This window comes from Nocardia coffeae, from assembly GCF_019890715.1.
In the GTDB taxonomy this organism is placed as follows: Bacteria; Actinomycetota; Actinomycetes; order Mycobacteriales; family Mycobacteriaceae; genus Nocardia; species Nocardia jiangxiensis.
This window is the reverse complement of sequence record NZ_JAINZY010000014.1, coordinates 214,069-240,082: the sequence shown is the minus strand read 5'-3', so window position 1 is coordinate 240,082 and position 26,014 is coordinate 214,069. Positions and strand designations below refer to the sequence as shown.

At 67.5% G+C, this 26,014-nt stretch carries 18 protein-coding genes and 1 tRNA gene; 6 read left to right on the top strand and 13 right to left on the bottom strand.

Going from position 1 to position 26,014, the window contains the following annotated elements:
* Positions 1–124: 124 nt before the first annotated feature.
* Together K7711_RS37280 and K7711_RS37275 are read right to left on the bottom strand one after the other, a co-directional pair.
* The gene (locus K7711_RS37280) at positions 125–895 is read right to left on the bottom strand and encodes a 3-hydroxybutyrate dehydrogenase (protein ID WP_308015124.1); all 771 of its coding nucleotides are present in this window, start codon (positions 893–895) and stop codon (positions 125–127) included.
* Entirely contained in the window at positions 892–2,274 is a 1,383-nt protein-coding gene (locus K7711_RS37275) for an MFS transporter (protein WP_308015123.1), read from the bottom strand. Before K7711_RS37275 ends, K7711_RS37280 begins: the two co-directional genes overlap by 4 nt.
* 105 nt (positions 2,275–2,379) lie before the next feature.
* Between K7711_RS37275 and K7711_RS37270 the strand changes: the two genes are divergently transcribed.
* Entirely contained in the window at positions 2,380–3,342 is a 963-nt protein-coding gene (locus tag K7711_RS37270; protein ID WP_222975828.1) for a LysR family transcriptional regulator, read from the top strand.
* A 107-nt stretch (positions 3,343–3,449) separates the two neighbouring features.
* Here K7711_RS37270 and K7711_RS37265 read toward each other — a convergent pair whose 3' ends face one another.
* Complete coding sequence (locus tag K7711_RS37265) at positions 3,450–4,169, bottom strand: YoaK family protein (protein ID WP_235748393.1); 720 nt, start codon at positions 4,167–4,169, stop codon at positions 3,450–3,452.
* Here K7711_RS37265 and K7711_RS37260 point away from each other — a divergent pair.
* Complete coding sequence (locus tag K7711_RS37260) at positions 4,105–4,347, top strand: hypothetical protein (protein WP_222975958.1); 243 nt, start codon at positions 4,105–4,107, stop codon at positions 4,345–4,347. The two genes, K7711_RS37265 and K7711_RS37260, sit on opposite strands and share 65 nt — an antisense overlap.
* 236 nt (positions 4,348–4,583) lie before the next feature.
* On the opposite strand, the gene K7711_RS37255 is transcribed toward K7711_RS37260, so the two are convergent.
* Both K7711_RS37255 and K7711_RS37250 read right to left on the bottom strand, forming a co-directional pair.
* Positions 4,584–4,949, bottom strand: a complete 366-nt coding sequence (locus K7711_RS37255) for a BlaI/MecI/CopY family transcriptional regulator (protein WP_222975824.1) — start codon at positions 4,947–4,949, stop codon at positions 4,584–4,586.
* Between the two features lie 56 nt (positions 4,950–5,005).
* The gene (locus tag K7711_RS37250; protein WP_222975822.1) at positions 5,006–5,845 is read right to left on the bottom strand and encodes a TetR/AcrR family transcriptional regulator; all 840 of its coding nucleotides are present in this window, start codon (positions 5,843–5,845) and stop codon (positions 5,006–5,008) included.
* A 113-nt stretch (positions 5,846–5,958) separates the two neighbouring features.
* Here K7711_RS37250 and K7711_RS37245 point away from each other — a divergent pair, with 113 nt between their 5' ends.
* Positions 5,959–6,543: a flavodoxin family protein gene (locus tag K7711_RS37245; RefSeq protein ID WP_222975820.1), complete on the top strand. Its 585-nt coding sequence runs from the start codon at positions 5,959–5,961 to the stop codon at positions 6,541–6,543.
* Between the two features lie 92 nt (positions 6,544–6,635).
* Here the strand turns inward: K7711_RS37245 and K7711_RS37240 are convergent, their stop codons facing one another.
* From K7711_RS37240 to eccCb, 4 genes are all read right to left on the bottom strand, one after another.
* On the bottom strand, positions 6,636–7,373 hold the full coding sequence (locus K7711_RS37240) for a sterol desaturase family protein (RefSeq protein ID WP_222975818.1): 738 nt from the start codon (positions 7,371–7,373) through the stop codon (positions 6,636–6,638).
* Positions 7,370–8,095, bottom strand: a complete 726-nt coding sequence (locus tag K7711_RS37235; protein WP_222975816.1) for a FadR/GntR family transcriptional regulator — start codon at positions 8,093–8,095, stop codon at positions 7,370–7,372. The genes K7711_RS37240 and K7711_RS37235 overlap by 4 nt, the downstream gene beginning before the upstream one ends.
* Positions 8,096–8,206: 111 nt before the next feature.
* Positions 8,207–9,169: a glycoside hydrolase family 43 protein gene (locus K7711_RS37230; protein WP_222975814.1), complete on the bottom strand. Its 963-nt coding sequence runs from the start codon at positions 9,167–9,169 to the stop codon at positions 8,207–8,209.
* A 466-nt stretch (positions 9,170–9,635) separates the two neighbouring features.
* Positions 9,636–12,278 (bottom strand): type VII secretion protein EccCb, encoded by a 2,643-nt coding sequence (gene eccCb, locus K7711_RS37225; RefSeq protein WP_222975812.1) that lies wholly within the window; start codon positions 12,276–12,278, stop codon positions 9,636–9,638.
* A gap of 541 nt (positions 12,279–12,819) precedes the next feature.
* Between eccCb and K7711_RS49400 the strand changes: the two genes are divergently transcribed.
* Positions 12,820–13,410: a TetR/AcrR family transcriptional regulator gene (locus K7711_RS49400; protein WP_222975810.1), complete on the top strand. Its 591-nt coding sequence runs from the start codon at positions 12,820–12,822 to the stop codon at positions 13,408–13,410.
* Between the two features lie 152 nt (positions 13,411–13,562).
* Here the strand turns inward: K7711_RS49400 and K7711_RS37215 are convergent, their stop codons facing one another.
* The 3 genes from K7711_RS37215 to K7711_RS37205 form a co-directional block, all read right to left on the bottom strand.
* Positions 13,563–14,147 carry a hypothetical protein gene (locus K7711_RS37215; protein ID WP_222975808.1) on the bottom strand — a complete coding sequence of 195 codons (585 nt, stop codon included), beginning with the start codon at positions 14,145–14,147 and terminating at the stop codon, positions 13,563–13,565.
* A 143-nt stretch (positions 14,148–14,290) separates the two neighbouring features.
* Complete coding sequence (locus K7711_RS37210) at positions 14,291–14,560, bottom strand: hypothetical protein (RefSeq protein ID WP_222975806.1); 270 nt, start codon at positions 14,558–14,560, stop codon at positions 14,291–14,293.
* A 330-nt stretch (positions 14,561–14,890) separates the two neighbouring features.
* Positions 14,891–14,974 (bottom strand) — tRNA-Leu (locus K7711_RS37205).
* A gap of 388 nt (positions 14,975–15,362) precedes the next feature.
* On the opposite strand from K7711_RS37205, the gene K7711_RS37200 reads away from it, so the two are divergent.
* Together K7711_RS37200 and acpS are read left to right on the top strand one after the other, a co-directional pair.
* Positions 15,363–24,710, top strand: coding sequence for a type I polyketide synthase (locus K7711_RS37200; RefSeq protein WP_222975803.1), 9,348 nt, complete (start codon positions 15,363–15,365; stop codon positions 24,708–24,710).
* Between the two features lie 196 nt (positions 24,711–24,906).
* A complete protein-coding gene (gene acpS, locus K7711_RS37195) occupies positions 24,907–25,332 on the top strand; it encodes a holo-ACP synthase AcpS (RefSeq protein WP_040820002.1) in 426 nt (141 codons plus the stop codon).
* Positions 25,333–25,371: 39 nt separating this feature from the next.
* On the opposite strand, the gene K7711_RS37190 is transcribed toward acpS, so the two are convergent.
* Positions 25,372–26,004 (bottom strand): TetR/AcrR family transcriptional regulator, encoded by a 633-nt coding sequence (locus K7711_RS37190; RefSeq protein ID WP_235748388.1) that lies wholly within the window; start codon positions 26,002–26,004, stop codon positions 25,372–25,374.
* Positions 26,005–26,014: the final 10 nt, after the last annotated feature.

Genomic DNA, 26,014 nt, shown 5'->3' with positions numbered 1-26,014 from the left:
ACCGGTATTTGCGGTGCCGCTGATTCCTGGGGCCGCTGGTGTTCGTGCCGCGCCGCTTGTGTCGACGGATCCTACTGTGGTGCAACGTAACTGGCGTTTGTCACCGCGCTCGTACACATCCGGATCATCGTGCGCTCCATCCGCCGTCCATGGTGTAACTGGCTCCGGTCACCATGCGGGCCGAGTCGGTGCACAACCAGCCGACGAGGTCGGCGACCTCGCCGGGTTCGACCAATCGCTTGATAGCGGCCTCGCTCAGGAAGATTCGTTCCTCGACTTCTCGCTCGGGAATGCCGTGCGCTTCGGCTTGCTCGGCGATCTGGTTGTCCACCAGAGGAGTTCGCACGTACCCGGGGCTGACGCAGTTGCTCGTCACGCCGTGTTCGGCGGCTTCCAGTGCGGTGACCTTCGACAGCCCCTCCAAGGCGTGTTTGGCGGTGACGTACGCGGACTTGTAGGCCGAGGCTCGTGTTCCGTGCACGCTGGAGATATTGACGATGCGCCCGTAGCCGCGTTCGTACATATGCGGTAATGCCGCGCGGACCAGCAGGAACGGCGCCTCGACCATCAGGGTGAGCATGGTGCGGAACCGGTCGGGCGGGAAGTCGGCGATCGGGCTGACGGTCTGCACACCGGCGTTGTTGACCAGGATGTCGCAGTCCAGGCGCAGGGTCTCGAGCCCGCTCACCTGGCTGAGGTCGACCTCCCATGCGGTCCCGCCGATCTCGTCGGCGACCTGTTTCGCGCGCACACCGTCGATATCGGCGACGGTCACCGACGCCCCGCGGGCGGCCAGTTCGCGTGCGCAGGCCGCGCCGATCCCGCTGGCGCCGCCGGTGACCAGCGCGGTTCGTCCGGTCAGAGCGTCTCGGCTCGGGTGATACGTCCGGGTCACGCGGGGCTCACTTTCGGCTCGGGTTCGGGTGGCAGGTGCGATGCGGCGGTTCGGTCCAGTTCGGTGAGATCCGCGCCCGCGGTCTCCCGGGCGGCCAGGATCGCGAAGATGGTGACCACACCGGCGAGGGCGAGATAGATCGCGATGGGAACCGAGGACCGGTAGACCTCGAGCAGGCGGACGGCGATGATCGGCGCCAGCGAGCCGGCGAAGATCGCGGTCACCTGAGATCCCAGGGACACACCGGCGTAGCGCATCCGGGTGGGGAACATCTCCGCCATGATGGCCGGTTGCGCGGCATACATGGCGGCGTGTGCGATCAGGCCGATCGCGATCGCGAGCACGATGATCACGCCGCGGCCGCTGTCCATCATCGGGAAGCCGACGAATCCCCAGACCATCGCCCCGATGGCCCCGGCCAGATACAGGGGCCTGCGGCCGATTCTGTCGCTGAGCCGGGCCATGGCCGGGATGGCCAGGAAATGCACCGCGTTGGCCACGAGCAACCACCACAGGATCGCGCCGGTCTTCACCCCGACGTGTTCCTTCAGGTAGGTGACCGAGAAAGTGACCAGCAGGTAGTAGACGATGTTCTCGGCGAACCGCAGCCCCATCGCGGTCAGAACAGCCCGCGGGTATCGGCGCACCACCTCGAGCACGCCGGATGCGGCCGCGTCCTGCTGTTCGGATTCTTGTTGTGCCGCAACGAAGATCGGCGCTTCTCGCACCTTCGTGCGCACGTAGTAGCCGGCCAGCACCACGACCGCTGACAGCCAGAACGCAACGCGCCAGCCCCACGAGAGGAACGCGGCGTTCGACAGCGTCGAGGTCAGTACCAGCAGCACGACGGTCGCCAGGATATTTCCCACCGGCACCGCGGCCTGCGGCCAAGAGGCCCAGAACGCCCGGCTGCGGTTGGGGCTGTGCTCGGCGACCAGCAGGACCGCACCACCCCATTCACCACCCAGGGCGAATCCCTGAATGAACCGCAGCAACACCAGAAGTGCCGGAGCCCAGTACCCGACCTGGGGGAAGGTCGGCAGGCAACCCATCAGAACTGTGGCAGCGCCGACCGTCAGCAGGCTGATCTGCAGCAGTGACTTGCGGCCGTGCCGATCGCCGAAGTGCGCGAACACGATCCCGCCCAGCGGCCGAGCCGCGAACCCGACCGCATAGGTCACGAACGCGGCGAGGATCCCATCCAATTCGTTGTGTCCGGCAGGGAAGAACGCCTTGCTGAACACCAGCGTGGCCGCCGTGCCGTAGAGGAAGAACTCGTACCACTCCACGACGGTGCCGGCCATGGAAGCCATTGCCACCCGCCGCAACTCGCTTCTCAGAGGCTCGGAACCCGGTGGCCGCGCATCGAGCACGCTCATCGCCATCACTCCTTCGTGACTGCTGCCACATCACCCCTCATCTGTGATGCGGCCCACAATCAAATTCAGTGAATTGAGTATTCGTGCACATTCGATTCCGGATCAATGACGAATCTCGCACCCCATATCTGCAAGAATGCAGATATGGCAGGGGTGCACCCGAATCCCGATGATCTGCTCGTACTGCTGGCAGTCGCCCGGACCGGGCGCTACGTCTCGGCGGCCGAGGAATTGGGCATCAACCACACCACCATCTCTCGCCGCATCACCACCCTCGAACGCGCGCTCGGCGGCCGCGTGCTCAGCCGAGGTCCCGCCGGATGGGAATTGACCGACCTCGGCCGTGCGGCACTGACCGCGGCCGAGGCGGTCGAATCGGCGGTCCGCTCGCTCGCCGGGGACGAGCGAGGCGGGCAGGTTCTGCAGGGCGTGGTTCGCATGTCGGCCACCGATGGCTTCAGCGCCTATCTGGCCGCCCCGGCCGTGGCGGAGGTTCGGCGCCGCCATCCCGGGATCATGGTGGAAATCATCGCGACAACCCGCCGCGCATCGCCACAGCGGTCCGGTCTCGACCTCGAGATCGTCGTCGGCGAACCCAGCGTGCGCCGCGCCCGCGCCATGCCGCTCGGTGACTACGTGCTCGGCCTCTACGGCACCCGGCCCTACTTCGACGCCCACGGCATCCCGCGGTCACCAGCCGACCTGGCCGACCACCCACTGGTCTACTTCGTCGATTCCATGCTTCAGGTCGACGACCTGGACCTGGCGCCCAGCTTCGTCCCCACCATGCGCGAATCCGTCACCTCCACCAACGTATTCGTCCACGTCGAAGCCACCCGCGCAGCCGCGGGTATCGGCCTGCTGCCCTGCTTCATGGCCGACCGCCACCCCGACCTGATCCGCGTCCTGCCCGGCTCGGTCGCCGTCCGACTCACCTATTGGCTCGTCGCCCGCCCCGAAACCCTGCGTCGCCCGGAAGTAACCGTCCTCGTCGATGCACTTCGCACCCGCGTGCGCTCCGAACGCGCCGCCCTGCTCGGCGAGCCGTCGGCGCATCAGCAGGACTGATGCTTCGCACGGCACACCGCCACGATGTACCCGCCGAGTCGCGTCGGCGGCGTGGTGGTGTGCCGTGCTGACGAGCTACCAGGACGGTCATCCGCGTGGCGATCGCTTTACCGCTGGTCCGGATCCGAAAAGTTCGATGCGAGTTCGTCTTTGCTGTGGTCGCGATCCGCCCCGAGGAGAGTGGGAACGGTCACCTGCGCGGGGTTTGTGCTCGGACCGTTCGAGGCGGACATGTAGTGGTACAGCGCGACCAGGACGGATCCGGCGGTGGCGATGTAGAGCATTCGTGATCCGCTGACCGCGAGGCTGGCGAGGCCGCCGATGGTTGCGCCGGTCAAGAAGAATCCGTATTGGATTGCGTAACCGGCCCATTCGATTCTGCTGCTGCCGTGCAGGTGGCGTGCGATGCCTTGGCCGAGTTTGACCACACTGCCGGTCACGTAGGAGATCGGGATCGACACTTCCCCATTTTTGGAGAACGCGGTGTTGAGGGCTCCGAGCCCGAAGGCGGCGAACAGTACGGGCAGGAGGCCGAGGACGCGATTGTGTGGGGACAGCCAGAGGTCGATCACGGATGCGATGATCAGTCCGGCGGTGTTCACTGCCATCGCGATGTGCGCGTCGCGTGCGGACCGTCGGTGCTGCAGGACCGACGAGGTGATGACTCCGAGCAGGAACATCACGGTGATTGCCAAGGCCCCCGCGGCCATCGACGGGGCGCCGGTGAACCAGCCGAGTATTCCGCGCTGGGCGTTACCGCTCATGGCGGTTGCGAAGAAGCCGGTCGAGTGTGTGAATGCCGCCGCTCCCACGAACCCGGCCAGCATCGTCAAGGTCAACGGCAGTCGAATGTCTCGGTTTCTGAATGCTTCCGTGACGCCGATACCTGATCGTGGCATAGAAGGTAGCGCCTTTCTGTTCGAGGAGAACGGTGACTGCGCATCGTGCGGCCCGGATGAGTTCCTGGACGCGCACGAGTGTGGCGGCGTCGTCGGCGCCTCGTGATCGGCGGGATGCCCGGACAGGTGCCGGCCTGTCCGGGCGGCGGGCCGGTCGACCCGATGAGGGGACGGGCCGAGCGGCACGGCCACGACGTTAAGCCATCACCGTGCCGACAAGCATGACCATGATCACTTTCATGCCGCTTTATCAGGGACTTCTCAGAAAATACTATCCGGGATAGTTTTTCGTTACCGGCCGCGGAGGCGGTGCCACACCGAGCAGAATCGCGACGGCCACGATCATCGGGGTTCGGGTCCTCGAGCGAGGCCGCGCCGCAACGCGTCGACTTCCCGGGCACTGGCGGTGCGCGCCAGATGCAGCAGTACCGCAGACGCGTCCTGGCTGCTGTCGAGAATTTCCCGTAACAGGTCGGTGGTGGCCTCGGCGCGGCTGCGGCGCGGCCGGTAGCGATAGGCCCGGCCGACCTTGTCCCGGTCGACCCAGTCCTTCTCCCACAGGTGGGTGACAACGGTCAACACGGTCGTGTAGGCAGACCGATGGCATTGGTCGGCGAGCCGGTCGACCAGGTCATGGACCGACAGTGGAACCTCGCTGTCCCACAGGATGTCCATCACCCGCGTCTCGAGCGCGCCGAGTTTGTGCACAGTCTTTCCTTGCTGTCGCCTCGAGCGACCCCGCACCGCAGGTCGCTGCCGCATCGTCATTGTGCCTGATCGGAGCCGGTTTCCGTGTCCGCACTGCCGCGAAATGCCAGCCGGCCGCGGCTATCGAGATGCTGGTTGTTGCTACCGGTGGATCGGTGGGCCTCGTTGAGCCGTGTGAGCCATTCGCGCAGCAGGCCGGCTTCGAAGACGCTGAAACCGGCGTCGGTCACGGGGTCGGCGTTGCCGGCGGGGGTGATGATTCCGAGTAGTGACTGGGTGCGGTCGGCGACGGGGGAGCGGTCCTCGGCGTGGAGTGTCGCCTGCTCTGTCAGGGCGTCGAGCACGATGTCGCGCAGTGGTCGGATCAGCTGGACGTGCCGCGCCTGTTCGGGCTGGGCCAGCAGGAGCAGAACCGCGCCTGTCGTGGACGCCTCGATGGCCACCGCGGCGGCTTCGACGGGTACGCGGAGCAGGCCTTGCGCGTTGGCGCGTTCGAGCATGCCGCGCAGGATGGCCCGGTTCTCCGCTGCCGCCGCGGGCTGGCGGCCCGGCCGTATGTCTCCATACATCAGCGTGTAGATGGCGGGGTTGGCCAACCCGAACGAAACATGCACATCCCAGCCGCGGCGCAGGTCGTCGATCGGGTCTTCGCTCGGCTCGAACGCGCGCTTCTCGGCGAGGTAGCTCTCGAAGCCGAAGCTGGCCACGGCGTCGAGTAGTCCGTCCTTGTCGGTGAAGAGCCGGTACAACGTCGGCGTCTGAATTCCGGCCGCCGTCGCGACCGCTCGGGTGGACAGCCCGGATGGCCCGGCAGTGGCGAGCAGTTTTACCGCCGCACTCAGGATGCGCTCGCGTTGGTCGTCCGACCCGCCGCTGCGTCGATCGTTGGGTGGCATGTACCGATGATATCGGAAAGATGTTGACATTGACAATGACGTTGTCACGGTTCTAGCGTTATCGCTGTCAACAACGAGTCTCGAACCAGCCCTGCACGACGAGAGGATCCGACATGCCATCCGTCCAAGTCGCCATCGCTTACTACTCCGGCTACGGGCACACCCTCGAGATCGCCAAGGCCGTCCGCGACGGCATCGAGTCGGTGCCCCAGGCCCGCGCCGACATGGTCGACGTAGCCGACATGACCGACGCGAAGTGGGCGATCCTCGATGCCAGTGACGCGATCATCTTCGGAACACCGACCTACATGGGATCGGCGTCCGGGGCGTTCCACGCATTCGCGGAAGCCACCTCGAAGCGCTGGATGACCCAGCAATGGCTGGACAAACTCGCCTCCGGGTTCACCAACTCCGGATCGATGAGTGGCGACAAGCTGCACACGCTGCAGTACCTGGCGCTGCTGGCCGCGCAACATGGCATGCACTGGGTCAGCCTGGGCCTGTTGCCCGGCTGGAACACCACTACCAGCAGCGAGCACGACGACAACCGGCTCGGGTTCTACCTCGGCGCGGGTGCCCAAACCTGGAATGACCAAGGCCCGGACGCCGTCCACGCCGCCGATACGGCTACGGCGCGCCACCTCGGAGCCCGGGTCGCAACCCAGGTCCTGCGCTACCAGCGTCCGGTCGCGTCATAGGCCCGCGGAGAGCTCGACAACGCCCTGCCGGATCCGGGAACGGAGACCATGGAATCGGATCCGGCATCGCCGCGAGCCCATCGATCGGTCCGTCAGGCAGCTCGCCGCGCGTGTAGGGATTTCGCTGTGGGGGAGTTGGGGATTGCCGCCGGGTCGGGGTGGGTGCCCAGGACGCGGTCCGCGGTGCCGGAAGTGGTGACGGTGAACCAATAGTGCTCGTTCTTGAAGTGGTGCAAGCGATGGTTCTGTCTGACCGCCTTGAAGATTCGGGTTCGCGGCTGGTAATCGGTGTGGATCAGGTAGTGGGTCCACTCGTAGGTCAGGCCGAGCACCCCGACCGTGGTCAGGAAGATCAGGCCCGAGCCCGGCCGTGGAAAGGCGAGCAGCGCGATGGCGAGCAGTGCGGGCAGCAGCCACAGAAAGGTTTGCCACGGGATGAAGATCAGTCCCACCTCGCGCGGATCGGCATGATGCGCACGGTGTTTGCGTGCCAGCAGCGAATCCAGAGTGAGCTTGCCGATCCGGCGTGGCCGCCAGTGCAGCACGCAGACGTGAATCACCCACTCGGTGAACGGAAACAGCGCGAGCATGACCGCGGGCACGACGGCGTCGGTGTACTGCCAGTCGCTGACGATGATGCGGGCCGCCGCGGCGATTACCAGCAGTCCCGCGATGATCCACGGTGACGGGTGGCGCGCGAATTCGCGAGCGGCTGCGATCAGGGTGAGTTCTCGGCGACGGCCGCGGGTTTCGGTCGTTCTGACGAGGGGAGGGGAGTGGCGACGGTTGTCGTCATCCTCGGCGTTGTGGATCCGCGCGGTGACGTTCATGGCGTGTTCTCCTCGAGCCGACGCATCAACATGTCGAATTCTGTTGTCGCCGTGGCCAATAGCTGCGCGGCCGTCTGCCGGGCGACTATCGCGTCACCGGCGATGATCGCCTCGGCCAGGGCGCGATACCGGTCGATCTGGTCGACCTCGGCCGCCATCACCTGCACCAAGGCCGCCATGGCCGGTTCGTAGACAGCGCGCAGATCGTTGAACAGCAGCCGGTACACGATCGAATCCGCGGCATCGACCACGTGATCCCAGAAGCCGAGGGCCGCCAACTGCCGCGCGAGAGGATCGGATTGCGCGGCAAGCGATTCCACGGCACTGTTCAACGCCCCGGCCGCGTCGGCGCCACCGCGTTCGGCGGCCAACCCGGCGACTTCGCGGCCCATTGCCGACCGTGTCTCGAGGATGCTGCGCAACACATCGTCATCGACACGGCCGGCCCGCAGGATCAGCCGGGGCAGCAGATCGAGTCCGGCAGCGCGGCGGAAGTCGCGCACGGTGGTCGCTCCGCCCTGCCGCACCTCCACCAGTCCGCCGTGTGCCAGGCGTTGCATGGCCTCGCGCACTGTCGGCCGGGACACTCCCAATGCCTCGGCCAGTTGCCGCTCGGCCGGGAGCGCCGCTCCGGGCTGCAGTTCTCCGTCGAGCATCTCGCCCAGGAGTTGGTCGTACACCGACTCGGGCGCGGTTCTTCGATCGATCCGTCGCAATGCCACATCCGGACAGTAAGCCCACACTGGTCAGAGGTCAAGTGGTCAGACCAGTGTGCAACCCTGGAACGCCACGTCCGGGCAGGGGGGTGCGGCGTCGGTTGAAACCTCGACCCGTCACACCCGTTCGGCGGCCGTGACGGCAGCGCTCTCGGTGTCGCCCGAGGGCAGGGCGATCTCGGTGTCCAGGGACAGCGGCTGGCCGAAATTCGGTGTGCCGTCGGCGTTCCAGGTGAACTTCTGGGCCCGGGTGGTGCGGCCGTCGTACGTGTACGCGCTGGTGGTTTTGCCGTGGTAGGCGATCCAGTCTTCTTTGCCGTCGGGGCTCTGGAAGAAGTTGTTCGAGCCGGGGCCGAAGACGTTGGCCGAGTCGTTGCGGCTGAACACCGCGTTGGGGCACTGGGTCCAGTTGTCGGGGTTCAGCGGGTCGGCGCCGGGCGGGAGCGTTCGCATCCACAGCTGGTAGTCCGGTTTGCCTGTGTCGCAGGTGGAGTAGAGCAGGTAGGTGGTGCCGTTGCGCTGGATCGTCACCGGGGCCTCACGCACCTCGCTGCATCCGCCCGACGACGGCAGGTACACCGCGGGTCCGGACAGGGTGACCGGATCGCTCATCGGGGCGATCTGCAGCAGATTGTTCGGGCCGCTCCAGATCAGGTAGTACTTGCCGTCGAGAATCAGCAACTCCGGATCGATCGCCCACGCGTCCCCGAGCTGGCCGACGAATGTATACGGGCCCAACGGATCTGTGCCCGATGACTTCAGCACGTAGATGCGATGAGCATCGTTGCTGCCGTCGCTGGCGGTGTAGTAGAAGTACCAATTCCCCTCCACCAGACGGAAACACGGTGCCCACATATCCTGATTGCGAGACGGGTTCGCATCGGTCCACACCGTATTCGGTTGCGCGGTAGCCAGATCGGCCAGCGAAGCCGCCTTCCAGATCTGCAAGGAAGTGCCCTGGCTGGTGGACAGATAGTAGTTCCCGTCGTAGTAGGTCATGAACGGGTCCGGCCCCTGATTGAGCGGATTGCGAAACGTCCCAGCGGTTCCCGTGCCGACGGCAGCTGAATTCTCGGTCATTCGAACGGCCTTACCCCTCATCGTCGATCTCGAAACGAGCTCCGCGGCAAGCGATGACAGTCTGCTGCCGATCACCCACCCCATCGCTCCAGTCAACCAGGCCCCGGCCCCTGTTGCCGATGAACGGGCGATCGGGCCGTGCAGCAGTCACTGCAAGGGTGCCTGTGATTGCGCGGTGGGCGTGATCACCGGGACCACCCGGTGACGTGCACGCTCGCCACTTCCGCGTGCTCGAGCACCATGTCGTCGGATGTGGCACGGATGCCGTTGTTTTCGTGCGCGAGAGGGGACTTGAACTCCTGATCGCGGCACTCGTGCCAGGATTGCGTGTTCGAGCAGTTCGAATAATGCCTGGGCGTTGAGGTCCTGCCAACGAGTAGCGGCTGCACGGAGATGCTGCACGAGTTATCTCGGAGAGCGTCCGCGCACCCGGACAGCTGCGAAACACCTGATTTCCCAGCAATGTTCAGATGGGCGAATTCCACGCGGTCTGGATGTACTCGTATTCGTATCCACTGCGGGTGTGGAGGATTCCGCGGCCCGGTGGGAGCTTCTCGAAGCGGAGGCGGGGCAGTCTGCCTTCGCTGGGGTCGCTGCTCATGATGAGGGTGGTGGTGCTGAGGTGACGGAGCTCCCCGAGTGTTGGTTCGGCCATGCCTCGGTCGGCCCCGACGGAGCTTCGCGCGATGATCAGGTGGAGGCCGACCTGACGCGCGAAGGACAGTTGTGCCATGAGTCGCCGCGCGGGGTTGTCGTGAGTGTCGGGGGCGAGTTGGTGGTCGTCGATGACGACGAAGATGTCGGGGCCGGGCCACCACCGCTCCGGCGCTTGCGGCGTGCTTTCCTGCGGTCCTGGCATCCGCCTTTTCAGGTACTGTGCCAGTTCGCCGAGCAGATCCCCGGCGGTCTGGACACCCTCGCTGTATCCGGCGAGGAACTTCTCTGGAATGCTGTCCACGAGGCCCGTGGCCCGATAGTCCACGAGGACGAAGCGTGCCTGTTCGACGGTGTTCGATGCGCAGATCGCCGCGATGATCGAGCGCAGTACTGTCGTCTTGCCGCATCCAGGTTCGCCGATGATGATCAGGTGCGGGGTGGCTTCGAAGTCGAGATAGACGGGCGCGTGGTGGGTCTCGTCGATGCCGATCGGAAACCGCAGGCAAATTTCGTCCGAGTCCACGCCGGACGGCCAGTTTCCGGCTCGGCGCAGCAGCTCGTCGCGGTCCACTCGTTCGGGCAGTTGGCGGATGGCCGGTGCCGGATGTCCCGGTGTGTCGGCCCGGATCTTCGCTATCGCCAAGGTTGTTGCGTTGTGCAGTGTTTCGGGATCGGTGTCGCCGTCCAGTCGCGGGAGCGCAATGCATATCTCGCGGTCTGCCAAAGTCAGGCCGCTTCCGGGAGGGTCCTGGGGAACCTGTCGGGCGATCTCGGAGTCGTCCGAGCGATACCGCGGGCCCGGCATGCGCAATCCGAAGCGAGTTCCGAGTGCCTCATCCAGCGGTGGATCCGCATCAGACCAGTAACTCATCACCGTAAGGACATGCACCCCGTAGGCGGGACCTCGGGCGCCGAGACCGACGATCGCTTTGTAGAATTCAGTCTCGCGGTCATTGCGCAGCTGGCGGAGGCCGTCGGTCACCAGGAACACATCGCCGAACGGGTCGTCGCGGATCGCGGCCGACGCGGCGGGATTGTCACCCGAATCCATTGTGCGCAAACGCCGGAACTGATCCATCGATTCGATACCCGTTTCGCGGAAATATCGCTCCCGGTGCTGCACCAGTGCGGTCAGCTGGTTGAGCATGCGTCGCACCGGGCCCTCGTCGTAAAGCGTTGCCACCGAACCGACGTGCGGCAACTGCTCGAGGCGGGCGAGTTCAGGACCGATGCAGAGGCAGTAGAACTGCACCTGTTCGGCAGTGTGCGTCAGTGCCAGCGCCATGATCAGCGACTGCAGGGCGGTCGACTTCGTCGAAGGATCTGCGCCGTGGATACCGACGTTGCCCTGGGGCCCGGACAGATCGACGATCAGCGGATCACGGCGTTGCAGTTCGGGGCGCTCGACGATGCCGATCGGGACGCGCAGAGTGCTCACCCGCCGGTTGTCGCCGGTGCTGGTCATGTCGATGAGCTGGTCGAGTGTCGACGCTGGGTCCAGTGGTGGCAGCCAGATGGCCCGTACTCGTTGATCGTGCGAATGTATTTGGGACACAATGATGTCGAGCTTTGCTCGATCATCCGCATCATTCGGATGGGCGTCGTGGGATCTACGCAATCGGGTGGGACGTGCGGCGGTGAATCGAATCGGTTCGAGATGACCGTCACGAAGATATCCGTGACCAGGTGCATCCGGCAGCATCGGGGCATCGTCGGTGCCCAGGACGCGCTGGGATTCCTCGGCGGACAGGTTCCCCAGGGCGATACGGCACGTGAAATGGTTGTCGACTCCGCGAAATGGGTTCTCCGTCAACTGTTGTGCGCTGACGAGCAGTGAGAATCCGTGTGTGCGCCCCACGCGGCCCATCGTGTTCACCGCATCGGCGAACTGCGGTCGCTGGGCGAGGAGTTCGTCGAGTGCATCGATGACGACCACCAGCCTGGGCAAAGGCTCCGCATCCGCTTGCCTGGCTCGTTGATACTCGGCGGTGTTGGCGAGTCTTCCCGCGGACCGGTACTTCTCCTCCCTGCGTGCGAGTTCCCGGATCAGCGCGTTCGCGATTCGGTCGGCCAGGGAAAGATCCTGCGCGACACCGGAAACCAGCCCGGATACGTGCGGCAGGTCCGCCAGGTCGTCGAACGTCCCGTCGCCGCGGAAATCGACCAGGAAGAAGCCGATATCCTCCGGTGAACAGGCGATCGCCGCCCCCACAACGGCCGTCCTGAGCAGCTCCGATTTGCCTGATCCGCTTGCGCCGACCACGATCCCGTGCGCATTCGTCTCCGCGTCCAGCGGGATCTGCAGTGCGGCGGGATTCCCGGTCGAGTCGATACCGATCGGTATCCGCAGGAGGCCGTGAGTGTGATGCGACTGCCGGGCAGCGCCCAGCTCCCGTTCGGAGAGACCGTATAGCGCAGCGAAATCAACACCACTCCAGGTGAATTCATCCACTGACCGCTCCGCCGAAGGATCGAATCCCACAACGCCCCCTCACATCGACGACACCGTACAGTCGGCACATTGCCCCGGTGATCATAGCCGCGGACGCGAAGCGTGATACTCCAGCCGGACTCATGGTTATGGATGCTGCTGGTCAGGTAGTGATGTCGGGCGGCTTCCGCGTGATCAGGTTGTATTTGTATGGGACATAACCGGATTCACGATCCTTCACCCCGAGCTCGGTGAGCCCGGCGCAGATGGACTCGACGCCCCACCGCAAGCCGCCGCGCTCGCGACGGGTGCAGGCCGGTTTTCACCTTGCCGTTGCGGATGCGGCGCGCGTCATGCCGAAACGAGGCCGGAAAACTGTTGTCTCCGGCACGATTTGATGCATGGGGTTGATAGCGGGGATTCGCGGGTGGATCGAACGTCAGCAGGAGGCGACGCGCAACCACGATCGGTGAGATTGGACATCGAGCCAGTGTGAAGATGGGCGCCGACATGATCGGCGCTGGTCATGACGCTAGGCGTCACCCGGTGACGGCTGTGCGTCATGATCGAGAACTTTTTCGCGCCGCCGGCGGCGATAGTCGCGCTGGCGGCAACGCCGAACAATGCGTGGCATCAGCGCGCAAAAGACAGCCCCCGGGATAGATCCGCCCGCCACAGCCGGGACAGACGATGGCCTCCGGCTCCTCGCCGACCCGGCCGTCCCGCCGGGCGGACATCGTGCGCTCGAATACCGCCAAAGACCTCTTGCGAGCGCGATAGGTGCGAGCCACTGGCCTCGTTCCAACTGCGAGACAGCCCGTGCAGCAACGGGTTTCCGTCAATCATCAACCGTTCGGCCGGCTCCGGCGGGGTCAGCCTGCATACGATCGCGAAACGAGCCGACGTCGGGCAGGGCACGCTGTACCGGCACTTCCCGACCCGCGAAGCGGTGGTGCTCGCGGTCTACTGGCAGGACATGCACCAGCTGCTCTCGGCGATCTCGCCCAGGCCCGCACCCTGGGGTGAGATCCTGCCCACCCTCGAGGGGCCGGGAGTAACTCGAGGGTTGCTGTCGCAGGTACCGCCGAACAGGGAAATTGGAGGTACGACCACCGCCGCCACCGAGACCCTGGGGATCCGATCTTGCACTTGAAGGCTCCGACACTCCCGCACGATGTCAGCAATCACGCACCCGTTGCGGAGACCGACGGCCGTGTTCCTGCTGTCGCGCGCCGCCTTCGTGCCGTGGCTGCGCTGAACTGTCCCGGTCGTGGGCGTTCTCGCCGCCCTGGCGCTGCTCGTTCCCTAGCTGGGGCCACCCGGAAATCGCGGCGGAGGCAGGTGTTGGCGGGCCTCGGTGCGCTCGGCATGCTCGGGGCTCTCGTGGTGTTCGTTGTCCCGCAGCCGGTTGCCGGGGCGGCCGTGGGTTCTGCGGGTGCGGAGAATCCCGCAGCCCGTGCGGCTGTCGCGGACTTGACCGGAGCACATCCGGGGACGGTCGCGATTCCGACGGATTTCGCCGACGAAAGTGGATACCGGCCGGTGATCACGGACGGGCTGCTGGTCGATCCGGGTGGCGAATGTTCCTCGCCGGTGCGCTTGCCCGCCCAATTCCAGACCGCGTGCCAGGCGCACGACCTGGGCTACGACATGTTGCGCTACGCCGACGCCCACGGGCAGCCGCTGGGCCCGTGGGCGCGCCGAGCCGTCGACACCGCGCTCGAACAGCGAATGCGGAGCGCCTGCGATCACCGCCCCGAGCTGGAGCAGGCCCGGTGCCAGGCGATGGCCACCGTCGCGGTAAAGGCGGTGGACCTGAACTCCCGCCGTCAGAACTACGCGACGCCCCGGCCCGAGTACCTCTTCGGGATCCAGCTCTCGGGCGAGCATCTCGGCCGCCAACTCCTCGCCCCTGCCGCACTGGTGCTCAGCGCTATCGCGCTTGCTCGTCACCGAGTTCGTACGCGGCGGCCGGCGGCGAGCGGCGCAAAACACCGGGGGCCACTCGGGGGCCACTGGCCACTGGTGTTGCTTCATCGGTTCGCCTCCTTCAGTGCACGCAGAGTTGGAGTGAGTAGTTCGGCCACAGTCACGGGGGCGTGGACAGCGAGCGATGCAGAGGACGGGTCGGCCAGCAGCAGCGCTCGGTCTCCGATCGCCAGGCCCGCCTGTCGGCGCAGCCGGTACGGGATGCGGAGGAAGCCGTCGTGCATCGCGACCAGCCCGCCCGCCACGGGTGCGGCAACGAGAAGGCGCTGCTCGGTGACAGTGAGGGACAGGCGAGTTCCCGGTGCCCAGCCCAACGCGGCGAACAGACACCGATCCGTGACACGTCCGGCTCACCGACCGTCGAGATGCCGTACAGCAGGTCCGTGCGCGGCGGGGCAGTAGCCGTCGGTGCCGAGCGGTGGAGAATCTCGTGCAGGGTGCCCTGTGGGGGCACGATCGGCTCGATCATGCGAGCCCTCCCGCGGGATGCCCGACGGCCGCGTGGGCCAGGATGAAGAAGTGGCGTCTCCGGCAGATCCGCCGGGAGTCCTTGCGGGTCGGACACATTCTCACAGTCGCCTCCGCGTGCTCTGGTAGGTCTCGAGCACGCTCGACGCAGATGTCTCACCGGTGACCGGTCTTTGTGCGCGAGAGGGGACTTGAACCCCTACGTCCGTCAGGACACTGGAACCTAAATCCAGCGCGTCTGCCATTTTCGCCACTCGCGCGTGCTGGTACGACCGTCCAAACTCTACCGGGCGTGGCGGCTGGAGCGAAGCGCTGGATCGGCGTTTCGTACTCGTGGGTAACACCACCTGGAGTTATAACGATTGCATAACGGTCAATATGAGGGCCCCTCAACTTTTCTGAACGGGGGTTACCGGCCTCACCAGCGGGTTCAAACGTGAGGGAGGGTCATGTTTGGCGGCATTCTTGTACGGTCGTGCCGAAATACTCAACGGTAGCCGTGGGGGTACGAGGCAAACGTGAGGATTTCCTCATGATTTTGTGCCATCCTCGCCATAGATCAGTCCTCAGGGCCGAGGAGTGCGGTGTGCACACCAGGTGCGGCTCCGAGTTCAGGGGCGAGCCACCACGAGTAGGAAGTCGAACGTCTTGACGATCAACGAGAGCACCGGGACCGGATCTACCGCAAAGGTCTCCGGGGGGGTTCCCGACACGGGTATCAAGTCGTCGCTTGTGGACCGGCTGCTGGCCGGAGAGGCCTATGCGCTGGCCTTCGGCGGCCAGGGGGCGCAGTGGCTGGGCGAGCTCGAGGAGATCGGGCGCGACAGCGCCCTGGAGCCCGAGCTGACCGCGCTGGTGAACGAGGCCGCGACGCTGCTGGGGCCGGTCGCCTCGCAGCTGCTGGTGGTCCGGCCGGTCGGTTTCGACCCGGTGGCCTGGATGCTCGAGGACGAACTGGCCGACGAGGACTCCGAGGAGATCTCCGGCGCACCCTCGCCGCAGCTGTTGCGCTCGGCCGCGGTCTCCATGCCGGGTGTGTTCCTGAGTCAGGTCGCCGCGCTGCGGGCGCTGCGGCTGCAGGGGCTGGATCCGGCCGAGCACGCGCCGGTCGCGGTGGTCGGGCACTCGCAGGGCCTGCTGGCGGCGAAGGCCGCGCAGGAGAACGGCTCGCGCGATGCCGAACTGCTCGCCACGGCCCAATTGATCGGTGCGGCAGCGACTCTCGTGGCGCGCCGTCGCGGGCTGATCCCGGTCGGCGAGAAGTCCCCGATGGTCGCGGTGTCCAATGTCGACCCCGAACAGCTGCAGGCGATCATCGCCGAGGTGGCCGAGGGCGTGGATCCGGCCGCGGCCGCGGTGCTGTCCATTCGCAACGGACGCCGCCGGGTGGTGCTGTCCGGCACCGTCGCCCAGCTGGACCGGGTGCGGCAGCGCTGCGCGGAGATCAACGACGAGCAGACCCGCGATCGTGACGCCAAGAAGCGCGGCGGCGCGGTGTTCGCGCCGGTGTTCGAGGATGTCGAGGTCGAGATCGGCTTCCACCACCCGGCACTGGCCGAGACCGTGGATCTGGTGTCCGGCTGGGCCGACAAGTGCGGCATCGACGCCGAACTCGCCGGTGAACTCGCCCGGCAGATCCTGGTCGATCCGGTGGACTGGGTGTCCATCGTCGAGAGCACGGTTTCCGAAGGCGCACAATGGATTCTGGATCTGGGCCCGGGTGATCTGCTGACCCGCCTGACCCAGGGTTCGCTCAAGGGCACCGGCGTCGGCATCGTCGCCGCGGCCACCCGGCCCGGCCAGCGCGCGTTGTTCACCCCCGGTGCGGCCCCCTCGGTCGCCGCGGCCTGGACGACGTTCGCGCCCCAGCCGATTCGGCTGCCCAACGGCCGGGTCGTGGTCGAAACCTCGTTCACCCGGCTCACCGGCCGCTCGCCGATCCTGCTGGCGGGGATGACCCCCACCACGGTCGACGCGAAAATCGTTGCGGCCGCGGCGAATGCGGGCCACTGGGCCGAACTCGCCGGTGGCGGTCAGGTGACCGAGCAGATCTTCGCCGATCGCGTCGCCGATCTGAAGACCCTGCTGCACCCGGGACGTTCGGTGCAGTTCAACTCGCTGTTCCTGGACCCGTACCTGTGGAAGCTGCAGCTGGGCGGTAAGCGCCTGGTGCAGAAGGCTCGTGCGGCCGGAGCCCCGCTCGACGGCGTGATCGTCACCGCCGGAATTCCGGAGCTGGACGAGGCCGTCGCCCTGATCGAGGAACTGACCGAGGTCGGCATCAGCCACGTCGCGTTCAAGCCGGGCACCGTCGCGCAGATCCGCGCTGTGCTGCGCATCGCCGACGCCGTACCGGACTACCCGGTCATCATGCACATCGAGGGCGGGCGCGCCGGCGGCCACCACTCCTGGGAGGATCTGGACGATCTGCTCCTGGACACCTATGCCGAACTGCGCAACCGCGCGAACGTCGTGGTCTGTGTCGGCGGCGGGATCGGCACCCCCGAGCGCGCCACCGAGTACCTGACCGGCCGCTGGTCGCAGGTGTACGGCTACCCGGCGATGCCGCTGGACGGCGTGCTGGTCGGCACCGCCGCGATGGCGACCCTGGAGGCCACCACCGCACCCGAGGTCAAGCAGTTGCTGGTGGACACCCCCGGCACCCCGGACTGGGTCGGCGCGGGCACCGCGACCGGCGGAATGGCTTCGGGCCGTAGCCAATTGGGCGCGGACATCCACGAGATCGACAACGCCGCCTCGCGCACCGGCCGCCTGCTGGACGATGTCGCCGGTGACGCCGACGCGGTCGCCGAGCGTCGCGAGGAGATCATCGCCGCGCTGAACGGCACCGCCAAGCCGTACTTCGGCGATCTGGTCACGATGACCTACCTGGAGTGGCTCGAGCGCTACGTCGAGCTGGCGGTGGGCCTGGACCGGCGCAAGGACTTCGACTGCGGCACCGATCTGGGCGACGCGATCACCGACGCGACCAGCTCGGTGTGGCTGGACATCACCTGGCGGGACCGGTTCGCGGAGATGGTGCGCCGCACCGAATCCCGGCTCAACCCGGCCGACCGTGGCGAGATCGCAACGCTTTTCGCGAGCGACGACGCGTTCGAGGCTCCGGTGCAGGCGATCTGCACGTTGAAGGAGCAGTACCCGGCCGCCGCCGAGGCGGTGCTGCACCCCGCCGACGTGCCGTTCTTCGTCGCGCTGTGCAAGACCCCGGGTAAGCCGGTCAATTTCGTGCCTGTCGTGGACGGCGACGTGCGTCGCTGGTGGCGTTCGGATTCGCTGTGGCAGGCGCACGATCCGCGGTACTCCGCCGATCAGGTGTGCGTCATCCCCGGCACGGTCGCGGTCGCGGGTATCACCCGGGTGGACGAGCCGGTCGGCGAACTGCTCGACCGCTTCGAGCAGGACACCGCGTATTCGCTGGTGCGCGAAGGGGTTACACCTCGCGCCGTGGACGGCCGCCGTCGCGCCGACGTGATCGCCGGCGCCATCGACCTGGTGCTGGCCGCCCCCGACGTGCAGTGGGCCGGGCGCACCGCGCCGAACCCGGTGCACCGCTTGGGCGATCCGGGTGACTGGACCGTCGGCGAGCAGGGCGCCTACCACCGCTCCACCGGTGCGACGCTGGCCGCGGTCGAGGGTCCCGACGCGGACAACGCGTACGTCGAGCTGGCCGTGCCGCTGGCACGCCTGACCGGCCGGGAGACCGAAGCCGGTGCGAGCGTGCGGATTCGGCTGACCGTGCCCGCCTCGGCCTACAACGGCGGTGCGCCGGTCGTCGCCGAGGACGACGCCGCGGCCGCGATGTCGGCGCTGCTGGCCGTCGCCGCCGGACAGGCGCTGCCGGAGGTCAAGTCCGCCGACGGCACGCACGTCGCACACGTGAATCTGGCCTGGTCGCCGGATCTGATCGCCGATCACGCCGGTGTCACCGGCTCGGGTCTGCCCGCCGCGCTGAGCACCATCGGCCGTATCGTGCCCGACGTCCTGGTGGGCGCCTGCTGGCCCGCGGTCTTCGCGGTGCTGGGCGCGGCCCGCACCGAACAGGGCGGCAGCGTCATCGAGGGCATGCTGGATCTGGTCCACCTCGATCACCGGATCGAGCTGGCCGACGTGCTGCCCGACGAGCACGCGGTGCTGGCCGTGCGTGCGGAGTCCGGTGCGGTGCTCGACACCGATCTGGGTCGCGTCGTCGAGGTGAGCGTCACCGTCGGCGTGATGCGCGACCACGGACTGGACACTCCGGCCGTGGCGAAGCTGGTGGAGCGCTTCGCGATTCGCGGTCGCAACGGCAGCGGCGAGCTCACCGATCCGCCGCGTGCGGCCGGGACGGTCTCGGACGACGCGACCGACACCCCGCGCCGCCGTCGCCGCGACGTGACGATTCTGGCTCCGCGCGCGATGGCCGCCTTCGCGGCGGTCTCCGGCGACCACAACCCCATCCACACCTCCGACAACGCCGCCAAGCTGGCCGGTCTGGGCAGCCCGATCGTGCACGGCATGTGGCTGTCCGCGGCCGCGCAGCACGCGGTCTCGGCGATCGATCCCTCCTCCCCGCTGCCGCCGCGCAGCCTGACCGCCTGGACCACCCGATTCCTGGGAATGGTGCGGCCGGGCGCGGAGATCGACGTGCGCGTCGAGCGGGTCGCGGTGGACGCGGGCACCGAGATCGTCGAGGTGTCCTGCCGTATCGACGGTGATCTGGTGATGACGGGCACCGGGCGGCTTGCCGCGCCGAAGACCGTGTACGCCTTCCCGGGACAGGGCATTCAGGCCAAGGGGATGGGCCTGGATGCGCGGTCCCGCTCCAAGGCCGCCAAGCAGATCTGGGAGCGCGCCGACAAGCACACCCGCGAGGCGCTGGGCTTCTCGATCCTGGCCGTGGTCCGGGACAACCCGACCTACCTCAAGGCGCGCGGCGTGGAGTACCGGCACCCGCAGGGCGTGCTGCATCTGACGCAGTTCACCCAGGTCGCGATGGCCACCCTCGGGGTGGCGCAGGTGGCCGAGTTGCGTGAGGCGGGCGCGTTCGTCGAGGGCGCGATGCTGGCCGGACATTCGGTCGGCGAGTACAACGCGCTGGCCGCCGTCGCCGGTGTGCTGCCGCTCGAAGCGGTGCTCGAGGTGGTGTTCCAGCGTGGTTCGGCCATGCACGAGCTGGTGCCGCGGGACGACCAGGGCCGCAGCGACTATCGGATGGCCGCCATCCGCCCGTCGCAGATCGGGCTGCCCGACGCCGAGGTGATCGACTGGGTCGCGAGCGTGAGCGAACAGGCCGGGGAGTTCCTGGAGGTCGTGAACCTGAACCTGCGCGGCGCGCAGTACGCGATCGCGGGCACGGTCAAGGGACTCGAGCTGCTCGAGGACGAAATCGAGCGTCGCCGTGCGGAATTCGGCGGTAAGCGGGCGTTCATCCTGGTGCCCGGCATCGACGTGCCGTTCCACTCGACCGTGCTGCGCAAGGGTGTTCCGGAGTTCCGCGGCAAGCTCGAGGAGCTGCTGCCGCAGGAGCTGCACCCGGAGGTGCTCATCGGACGCTACATCCCGAACCTGGTGCCGCGGCCGTTCTCGCTGGATCGCGAATTCATCGCCGAGATCGCCGATTACGTGCCGTCCGAGCCGCTCGCGGCCGTGCTGGCGGACTGGGACAGCTGGTCCGCGCGGCCCTCCGAGCTGTGCCGGGTCGTGCTGATCGAGCTGCTGGCCTGGCAGTTCGCCAGCCCGGTGCGGTGGATCGAGACCCAGGATCTGCTGTTCGGCGATCCCGAGCAGGGCGGTCTGGGCGTCGAGCGGTTCGTCGAAATCGGTTTGGCCGCAACGCCTACCGTGGCGAACCTGGCGACCAACACGCTCAAGCTGCCGCAGTTCGGCACCGCGAAGGTCGAGGTGCTCAACATCGAGCGCGAGTCCGGTGTGGTGTACTCCACCGACACCGATCCCGCCCCGGTCGACGAGCCGGAAGAGGTCGAGGCTTCGACCGAAACCGCCACTGCCGCAGCGGCTCCCGCAGCCCCGGCAGCTGCCCCGGCAGCCCCGTCCGGCGGCCCGCGCCCCGACGACATCTCCTTCACCGCCGCCGACGCCACCCGCGTGCTCATCGCGCTGTGGACCAAGCTGCGGATGGATCAGATCGGCCCGGTGGACACCATCGAGGGCCTGTGCGACGGCGTGTCCTCGCGCCGCAACCAGCTGCTGGTCGACCTGGGTTCGGAACTGTCCCTGGGCGCGATCGACGGCGCCGCCGACGCCGATATGGGCGCGTTGTCGGCCACGGTGGATCGTCTGGCCCGCACCTACAAGCCGTTCGGCTCGGTGCTGTCCGATGCGATCGGCGATCATCTGCGCAAGGTGTTCGGCCCGTCCGGTAAGCGGCCCGCCGCGATCGCCGAGCGGGTGAAGAAGGTCTGGGAGCTCGGCGACGGCTGGGCCCACCACGTCACCGCCGAGGTGTCCCTGGGCACCCGCGAGGGCGCGAGCATCCGCGGTGGTGACCTGGGCGGGCTGGTATCCGGCGCGCTGGGTGACGGTGCGGCCGTGGACGCCGCGATCGACGCGGCCGTGCAGGCCGTCGCCGCGCGTCGCGGAGTGGCGGTCTCGCTGCCCACGGCCGGCGGTGGCGGCGGTGCGACCGTCGACGCGGCCGCGCTGGGTGAGTTCACCGAGCAGATCACCGGACGTGACGGCGTGCTCGCCACCGCGGCTCGGGTGGTGCTGGATCAGCTCGGCCTGACCGACCGGATCTCCGCGCCCGAGGCGTCGGACGAGTCGTTGGTGGATCTCGTTGCCGCGGAACTGGGTTCGGATTGGCCGCGGCTGGTCGCTCCGGCCTTCGACGCCCGCCGCGCGGTGCTGATCGACGACCGCTGGGCGACCGCTCGCGAGGATCTGGCCCGGTTGTGGCTGGGCAGCGACGGCGAGGAGAACGTCGACGGCTTCGTCGGCGCGGGCGCAGCCGTTGCCGCACAGGCGAACTGGTGGCGCAAGCGCGCGATGGGCGAGGCCCGTTCGGTGCTCGCCGCACAGTACGAGCGGATCGCCGAGGCGGCGCTGAACACCGTCGAGCCGGGCGTGTGGTCCTCGGACGTCGCGGTGATCACCGGCGCCAGTAAGGGTTCCATCGCCGCGGCCACGGCCGCGCGGCTGCTCGGTGGCGGCGCGACCGTCATCGTGACCACCTCGAAGCTGGACGATGCCCGCCTGGCCTTCTACAAGCGGCTCTACCGCGACAACGCCCGCCACGGCGCGGCGCTGTGGGTGGTGCCCGCGAATATGGCCGCCTACGCCGACGTGGACGCCCTGATCGAGTGGGTCGGCAACGAGCAGGTCGACAATGCCGGTGGCGCAAAGGTTCTCGTCAAGCCAGCGATGACCCCGACGCTGCTGCTGCCGTTCGCCGCACCGCGCGTGGCCGGTGACCTCTCCGACGCCGGCGCTCGCGCCGAAATGGAGATGCGGGTGCTGCTGTGGTCGGTGGAGCGGCTGATCGCCGGACTGTCCGCGATCGGCGCGGATCACGACGTCGACGCGAAACTGCATGTGGTGCTTCCGGGTTCGCCCAACCGCGGCATGTTCGGCGGGGACGGCGCGTACGGCGAGGCCAAGGCCGCCCTGGACGCGGTGGTCGCCAAGTGGCATGCGGAGAAGGCCTGGTCCGCGCGGGTCACCCTGGTGCACGCGCTGATCGGCTGGGTGCGCGGCACCGGCCTGATGGGCGGTAACGATCCGCTGGTCGAGGCCGTGGAACAGGCCGGTGTGCAGACCTGGTCGACCGAGGAGATGGCCGAGCAGCTGTTGCAGTGGTGCACCGGACAGGCCCGCGTGGTCAGCGAATCCGGCCCGCAGCAGATCGACCTGACCGGCGGTCTGGCCAGCGCGAAGTTGGACCTGCCCGAGCTGGCCAAGCAGGCCCGCGAGCAGGCCGAGGCCGAAACCGATGCGGACGAGCGGGATTCGGCTCCGACCATCGCGGCGCTGCCCTGCCCGCCCACTGTGAGCTCGGCCCTGCCGACGCCCGAATGGGGTTCGGTCACTGCGGATCTCGAAGATATGGTCGTGATCGTCGGTGCCGGTGAGCTCGGCCCGTACGGTTCCGCGCGGACCCGCTTCGAAATCGAGGTCTCCGACGAGCTGTCCGCCGCGGGCGTGCTGGAGCTGGCCTGGACCACCGGTCTGGTCACCTGGGAGAACGACCCGAAGCCGGGCTGGTACGACGCCGAATCCGGTGAGTACGTGGACGAATCGGAGATCGCCGAGCAGTACCACGACACCGTGGTCGAGCGCTGCGGCATCCGTCGCTACGGCGACGACGGCGCCATGGCCGAGAACACCGCGCCGCTGCTGACCTCGGTGTTCCTGGACAAGGATCTGACCTTCGTGGTCAACGGCGAGGCCGAGGCCCGCGCGTTCCACGCCGCGGATCCCGAGCACACCGTGATCACGCCCGTCGCGGATTCGAGCGACTGGCAGGTGATTCGCCAGGCGGGCACCGAGATTCGGGTGCCGCGCCGGGCCAAGCTCTCGCGCACCGTCGGCGGGCAGATCCCGACCGGCTGGGATCCCACCAAGTGGGGTGTCTCCGCGGATATGGCCGCCTCGATCGACCGGGTCGCGCTGTGGAACATCGTGTGCACCGTGGACGCGTTCCTGTCCTCGGGCTTCAGCCCGGCCGAGCTGATGAGCTGGGTGCACCCGTCGCTGGTGGCCAACACCCAGGGCACCGGTATGGGCGGCATGAGCTCGATGCGCTCGCTGTACATCGACAACCTGCTCGGTGAGCCGCGGGCCAACGACATCCTGCAGGAGGCTCTGCCGAATGTCGCTCTGGCGCACGTGGTTCAGTCCTACGTCGGCAGCTACGGCGGGATGATCCACCCGGTCGCGGCGTGTGCGACCGCGGCGGTCTCGGTCGAGGAGGGTGTGGACAAGATCCGCCTGGGCAAGGCCGATCTGGTGGTCGCCGGTGGTTACGACGATCTCGGTATCGAGGGCATCGTCGGCTTCGGTGACATGTCCGCCACCGCGGACTCGGCGGCCATGAGCGCCAAGGGAATCAGCGATCGCTACTTCTCCCGCGCCAACGACCGTCGCCGCGGCGGATTCGTCGAATCACAGGGCGGCGGAACGGTTCTGCTGGCTCGCGGTGACGTCGCGCTGGAGATCGGCCTGCCGGTGCTCGGTGTGGTCGCCTACGCGCAGTCCTTCGCCGACGGCGTGCACACCTCGATCCCCGCGCCGGGCCTGGGTGCGCTGGGCGCGGGCCGGGGCGGTCCGGAGTCCCGGTTGGCGGCCGCGCTGCGCAGGCTGGGCGTCACGCCGGACGAGGTCGCGGTGGTCTCCAAGCACGACACTTCCACGGGCGCCAACGACCCCAACGAGTCCGAGCTGCACGAGCGCCTCGCCACGGCGATCGGACGCTCGGAGGGCGCGCCGCTGTTCGTGGTGTCGCAGAAGTCGCTGACCGGGCACGCCAAGGGCGGTGCGGCGGCGTTCCAGATGATCGGGCTGTGCCAGGTGCTCGAACAGGGCGTCGTCCCGCCGAACCGCAGCCTGGACTGCGTCGACGAGAAGATGAGCGAGTACCCGCACCTGGTGTGGGCGCGTGAGCCGCTGCACTTCGGAGATCGGTTCGCGCTCAAGGCCGGTCTGGTCACCTCGCTGGGCTTCGGGCACGTCTCGGGTCTGCTGGCGATCGTGCATCCGCAGGCATTCCTGGAGGCGATCGACCCCGAGCGTCGCGAGGACTACCAGCAGCGGGCGCAGCAGCGCCGGCTGAACGGGCGGCAGCGGTTCACCGAGGCGATGTGCGGCGGTGCGCCTATGTACGAGCGTCCGGCGGACCGGCGGCTCGGTGGCGACGGCACCCCGGCCAAGCAGTCCCGTCAGCTCGAGGCCGACGTGCTGCTCTCCGAGCAGGCGCGGCTGGGCTCGGACGGGCTGTATCTGGCCCAGGGCGGTTGCAGCACCGGCGCTCTCGCCGAATAACGAAACATCGCACCCGGCGTCGTGACTCCTGCGGGAGGAGCGACGCCGGGTCGCACACCAACTCGTTTCCGCCGCGACGGCGCGCCGATCCCGTAAGGTCGGCGGGTAGTCGCGGCGGAAACGGTCGTGGGACAACCCGTCCGTCTCACGTCGCCCGCACTCTCACCCCCGCACTACGACGAGGAGTTCGTTCGCCTTGACGATCCTGGGTATCGGCTTGGACCTGGTCACCATCTCCGAATTCGCCGAACAACTCGAGCGCGCCGGAACCACCATGCTGCGGGAGAGTTTCACCGCCGGTGAGCGGCGCTACTGCCAGAGCAAGGGCACCGATCCGGCACGCAGTTACGCCGCGCGGTGGGCCGCGAAGGAGGCGGTGCTCAAGGCATGGGCCACCTCTCGCTTCGCCCGCAGCCCGCAGATCGGCGACAACCCCTATCCGCTGATCGAGGTCGTCAACGACGCCTGGGGCCGCCCCAGCATCAAATTGCACGGCCTGGCAGCGGAATTCCTGCCGCGCGTGCGGGTGCACCTGTCGTTGACCCACGACGGCGACACCGCCGCGGCCATGGTGGTCCTGGAAGATCCGGGCGAACTGGCCGATCTCATCGAACGGTCCTAGCCGCAACCGTTTTCGGTTCGGCGCGCGCGGCCGGGGGCCTCAGGCCTCCGGCTGGCGCTGGCCGCCGGTGCGGGATTCCTTCTCCGCCACCAGAAGATAGGCGACCATCAGTCGCTTGAGCTCGCCGACCGCGTCCTCGTGACGCAGGCCGTCCTGCACGGAGAAGTTCAGCATCGAATACACCACGTGCACGAGCACCTGCGCCATCATCGAGCGGCGGGCGCGCGGCGTACGCGGCATCAGCGGGCGCAGCATCTGCTGCACGACCTCGGCGAACTCCTTCTCGTGGATGGTTCCCGTGGCGCGGGTGGACGGGGTGGACTGCATGGCCAGCCACACCTCGCGCCGGGACGGGTCGGTCATCCACAGATCGGCCATGTGGTCCACGAACTTGTTCATGTGCCGCAGCCAGTCCATCGACGGGACCTCGCCGTTGAAATCCGACAGCTCGCGGGTCACCGCGACCAGATCCTGCCGGTTCAGCTCGCACACGATGACGTACTTGTTCGCGAAGAACTGATACAGCGTGCCGATCGGCACCTCCGCGCGCGCCGCCACCTCCTCACAGGTGAACGACTCGAATCCGACCTCCACCAGCAATTCCCGGGATGCCTGCAGCAGCGCGTCGAATTTGCGTTTGCTGCGTTCCTGGGTGGGGCGGCGTCGGGGCATGAGCTCCTGT

Excerpts from the sequence above, each read along its gene's own strand:
- K7711_RS37245 (WP_222975820.1), top strand. The coding sequence starts at position 5,959 with ATGCCATCCGTCCAAGTCGCCATCGCTTACTACTCCGGCTACGGGCAC.
- K7711_RS37190 (WP_235748388.1), bottom strand. The coding sequence starts at position 26,004 with ATGCCCCGACGCCGCCCCACCCAGGAACGCAGCAAACGCAAATTCGAC.
- K7711_RS37240 (WP_222975818.1), bottom strand. The coding sequence starts at position 7,373 with ATGAACGTCACCGCGCGGATCCACAACGCCGAGGATGACGACAACCGT.
- K7711_RS37250 (WP_222975822.1), bottom strand. The coding sequence starts at position 5,845 with ATGCCACCCAACGATCGACGCAGCGGCGGGTCGGACGACCAACGCGAG.
- K7711_RS37270 (WP_222975828.1), top strand. The coding sequence starts at position 2,380 with ATGACGAATCTCGCACCCCATATCTGCAAGAATGCAGATATGGCAGGG.
- K7711_RS37275 (WP_308015123.1), bottom strand. The coding sequence starts at position 2,274 with ATGAGCGTGCTCGATGCGCGGCCACCGGGTTCCGAGCCTCTGAGAAGC.
- K7711_RS37260 (WP_222975958.1), top strand. The coding sequence starts at position 4,105 with ATGGCGGTTGCGAAGAAGCCGGTCGAGTGTGTGAATGCCGCCGCTCCC.
- K7711_RS37265 (WP_235748393.1), bottom strand. The coding sequence starts at position 4,169 with ATGCTGGCCGGGTTCGTGGGAGCGGCGGCATTCACACACTCGACCGGC.
- K7711_RS49400 (WP_222975810.1), top strand. The coding sequence starts at position 12,820 with ATGATCGAGAACTTTTTCGCGCCGCCGGCGGCGATAGTCGCGCTGGCG.
- K7711_RS37230 (WP_222975814.1), bottom strand. The coding sequence starts at position 9,169 with ATGACCGAGAATTCAGCTGCCGTCGGCACGGGAACCGCTGGGACGTTT.
- K7711_RS37215 (WP_222975808.1), bottom strand. The coding sequence starts at position 14,147 with ATGCTCGCCCGAGAGCTGGATCCCGAAGAGGTACTCGGGCCGGGGCGT.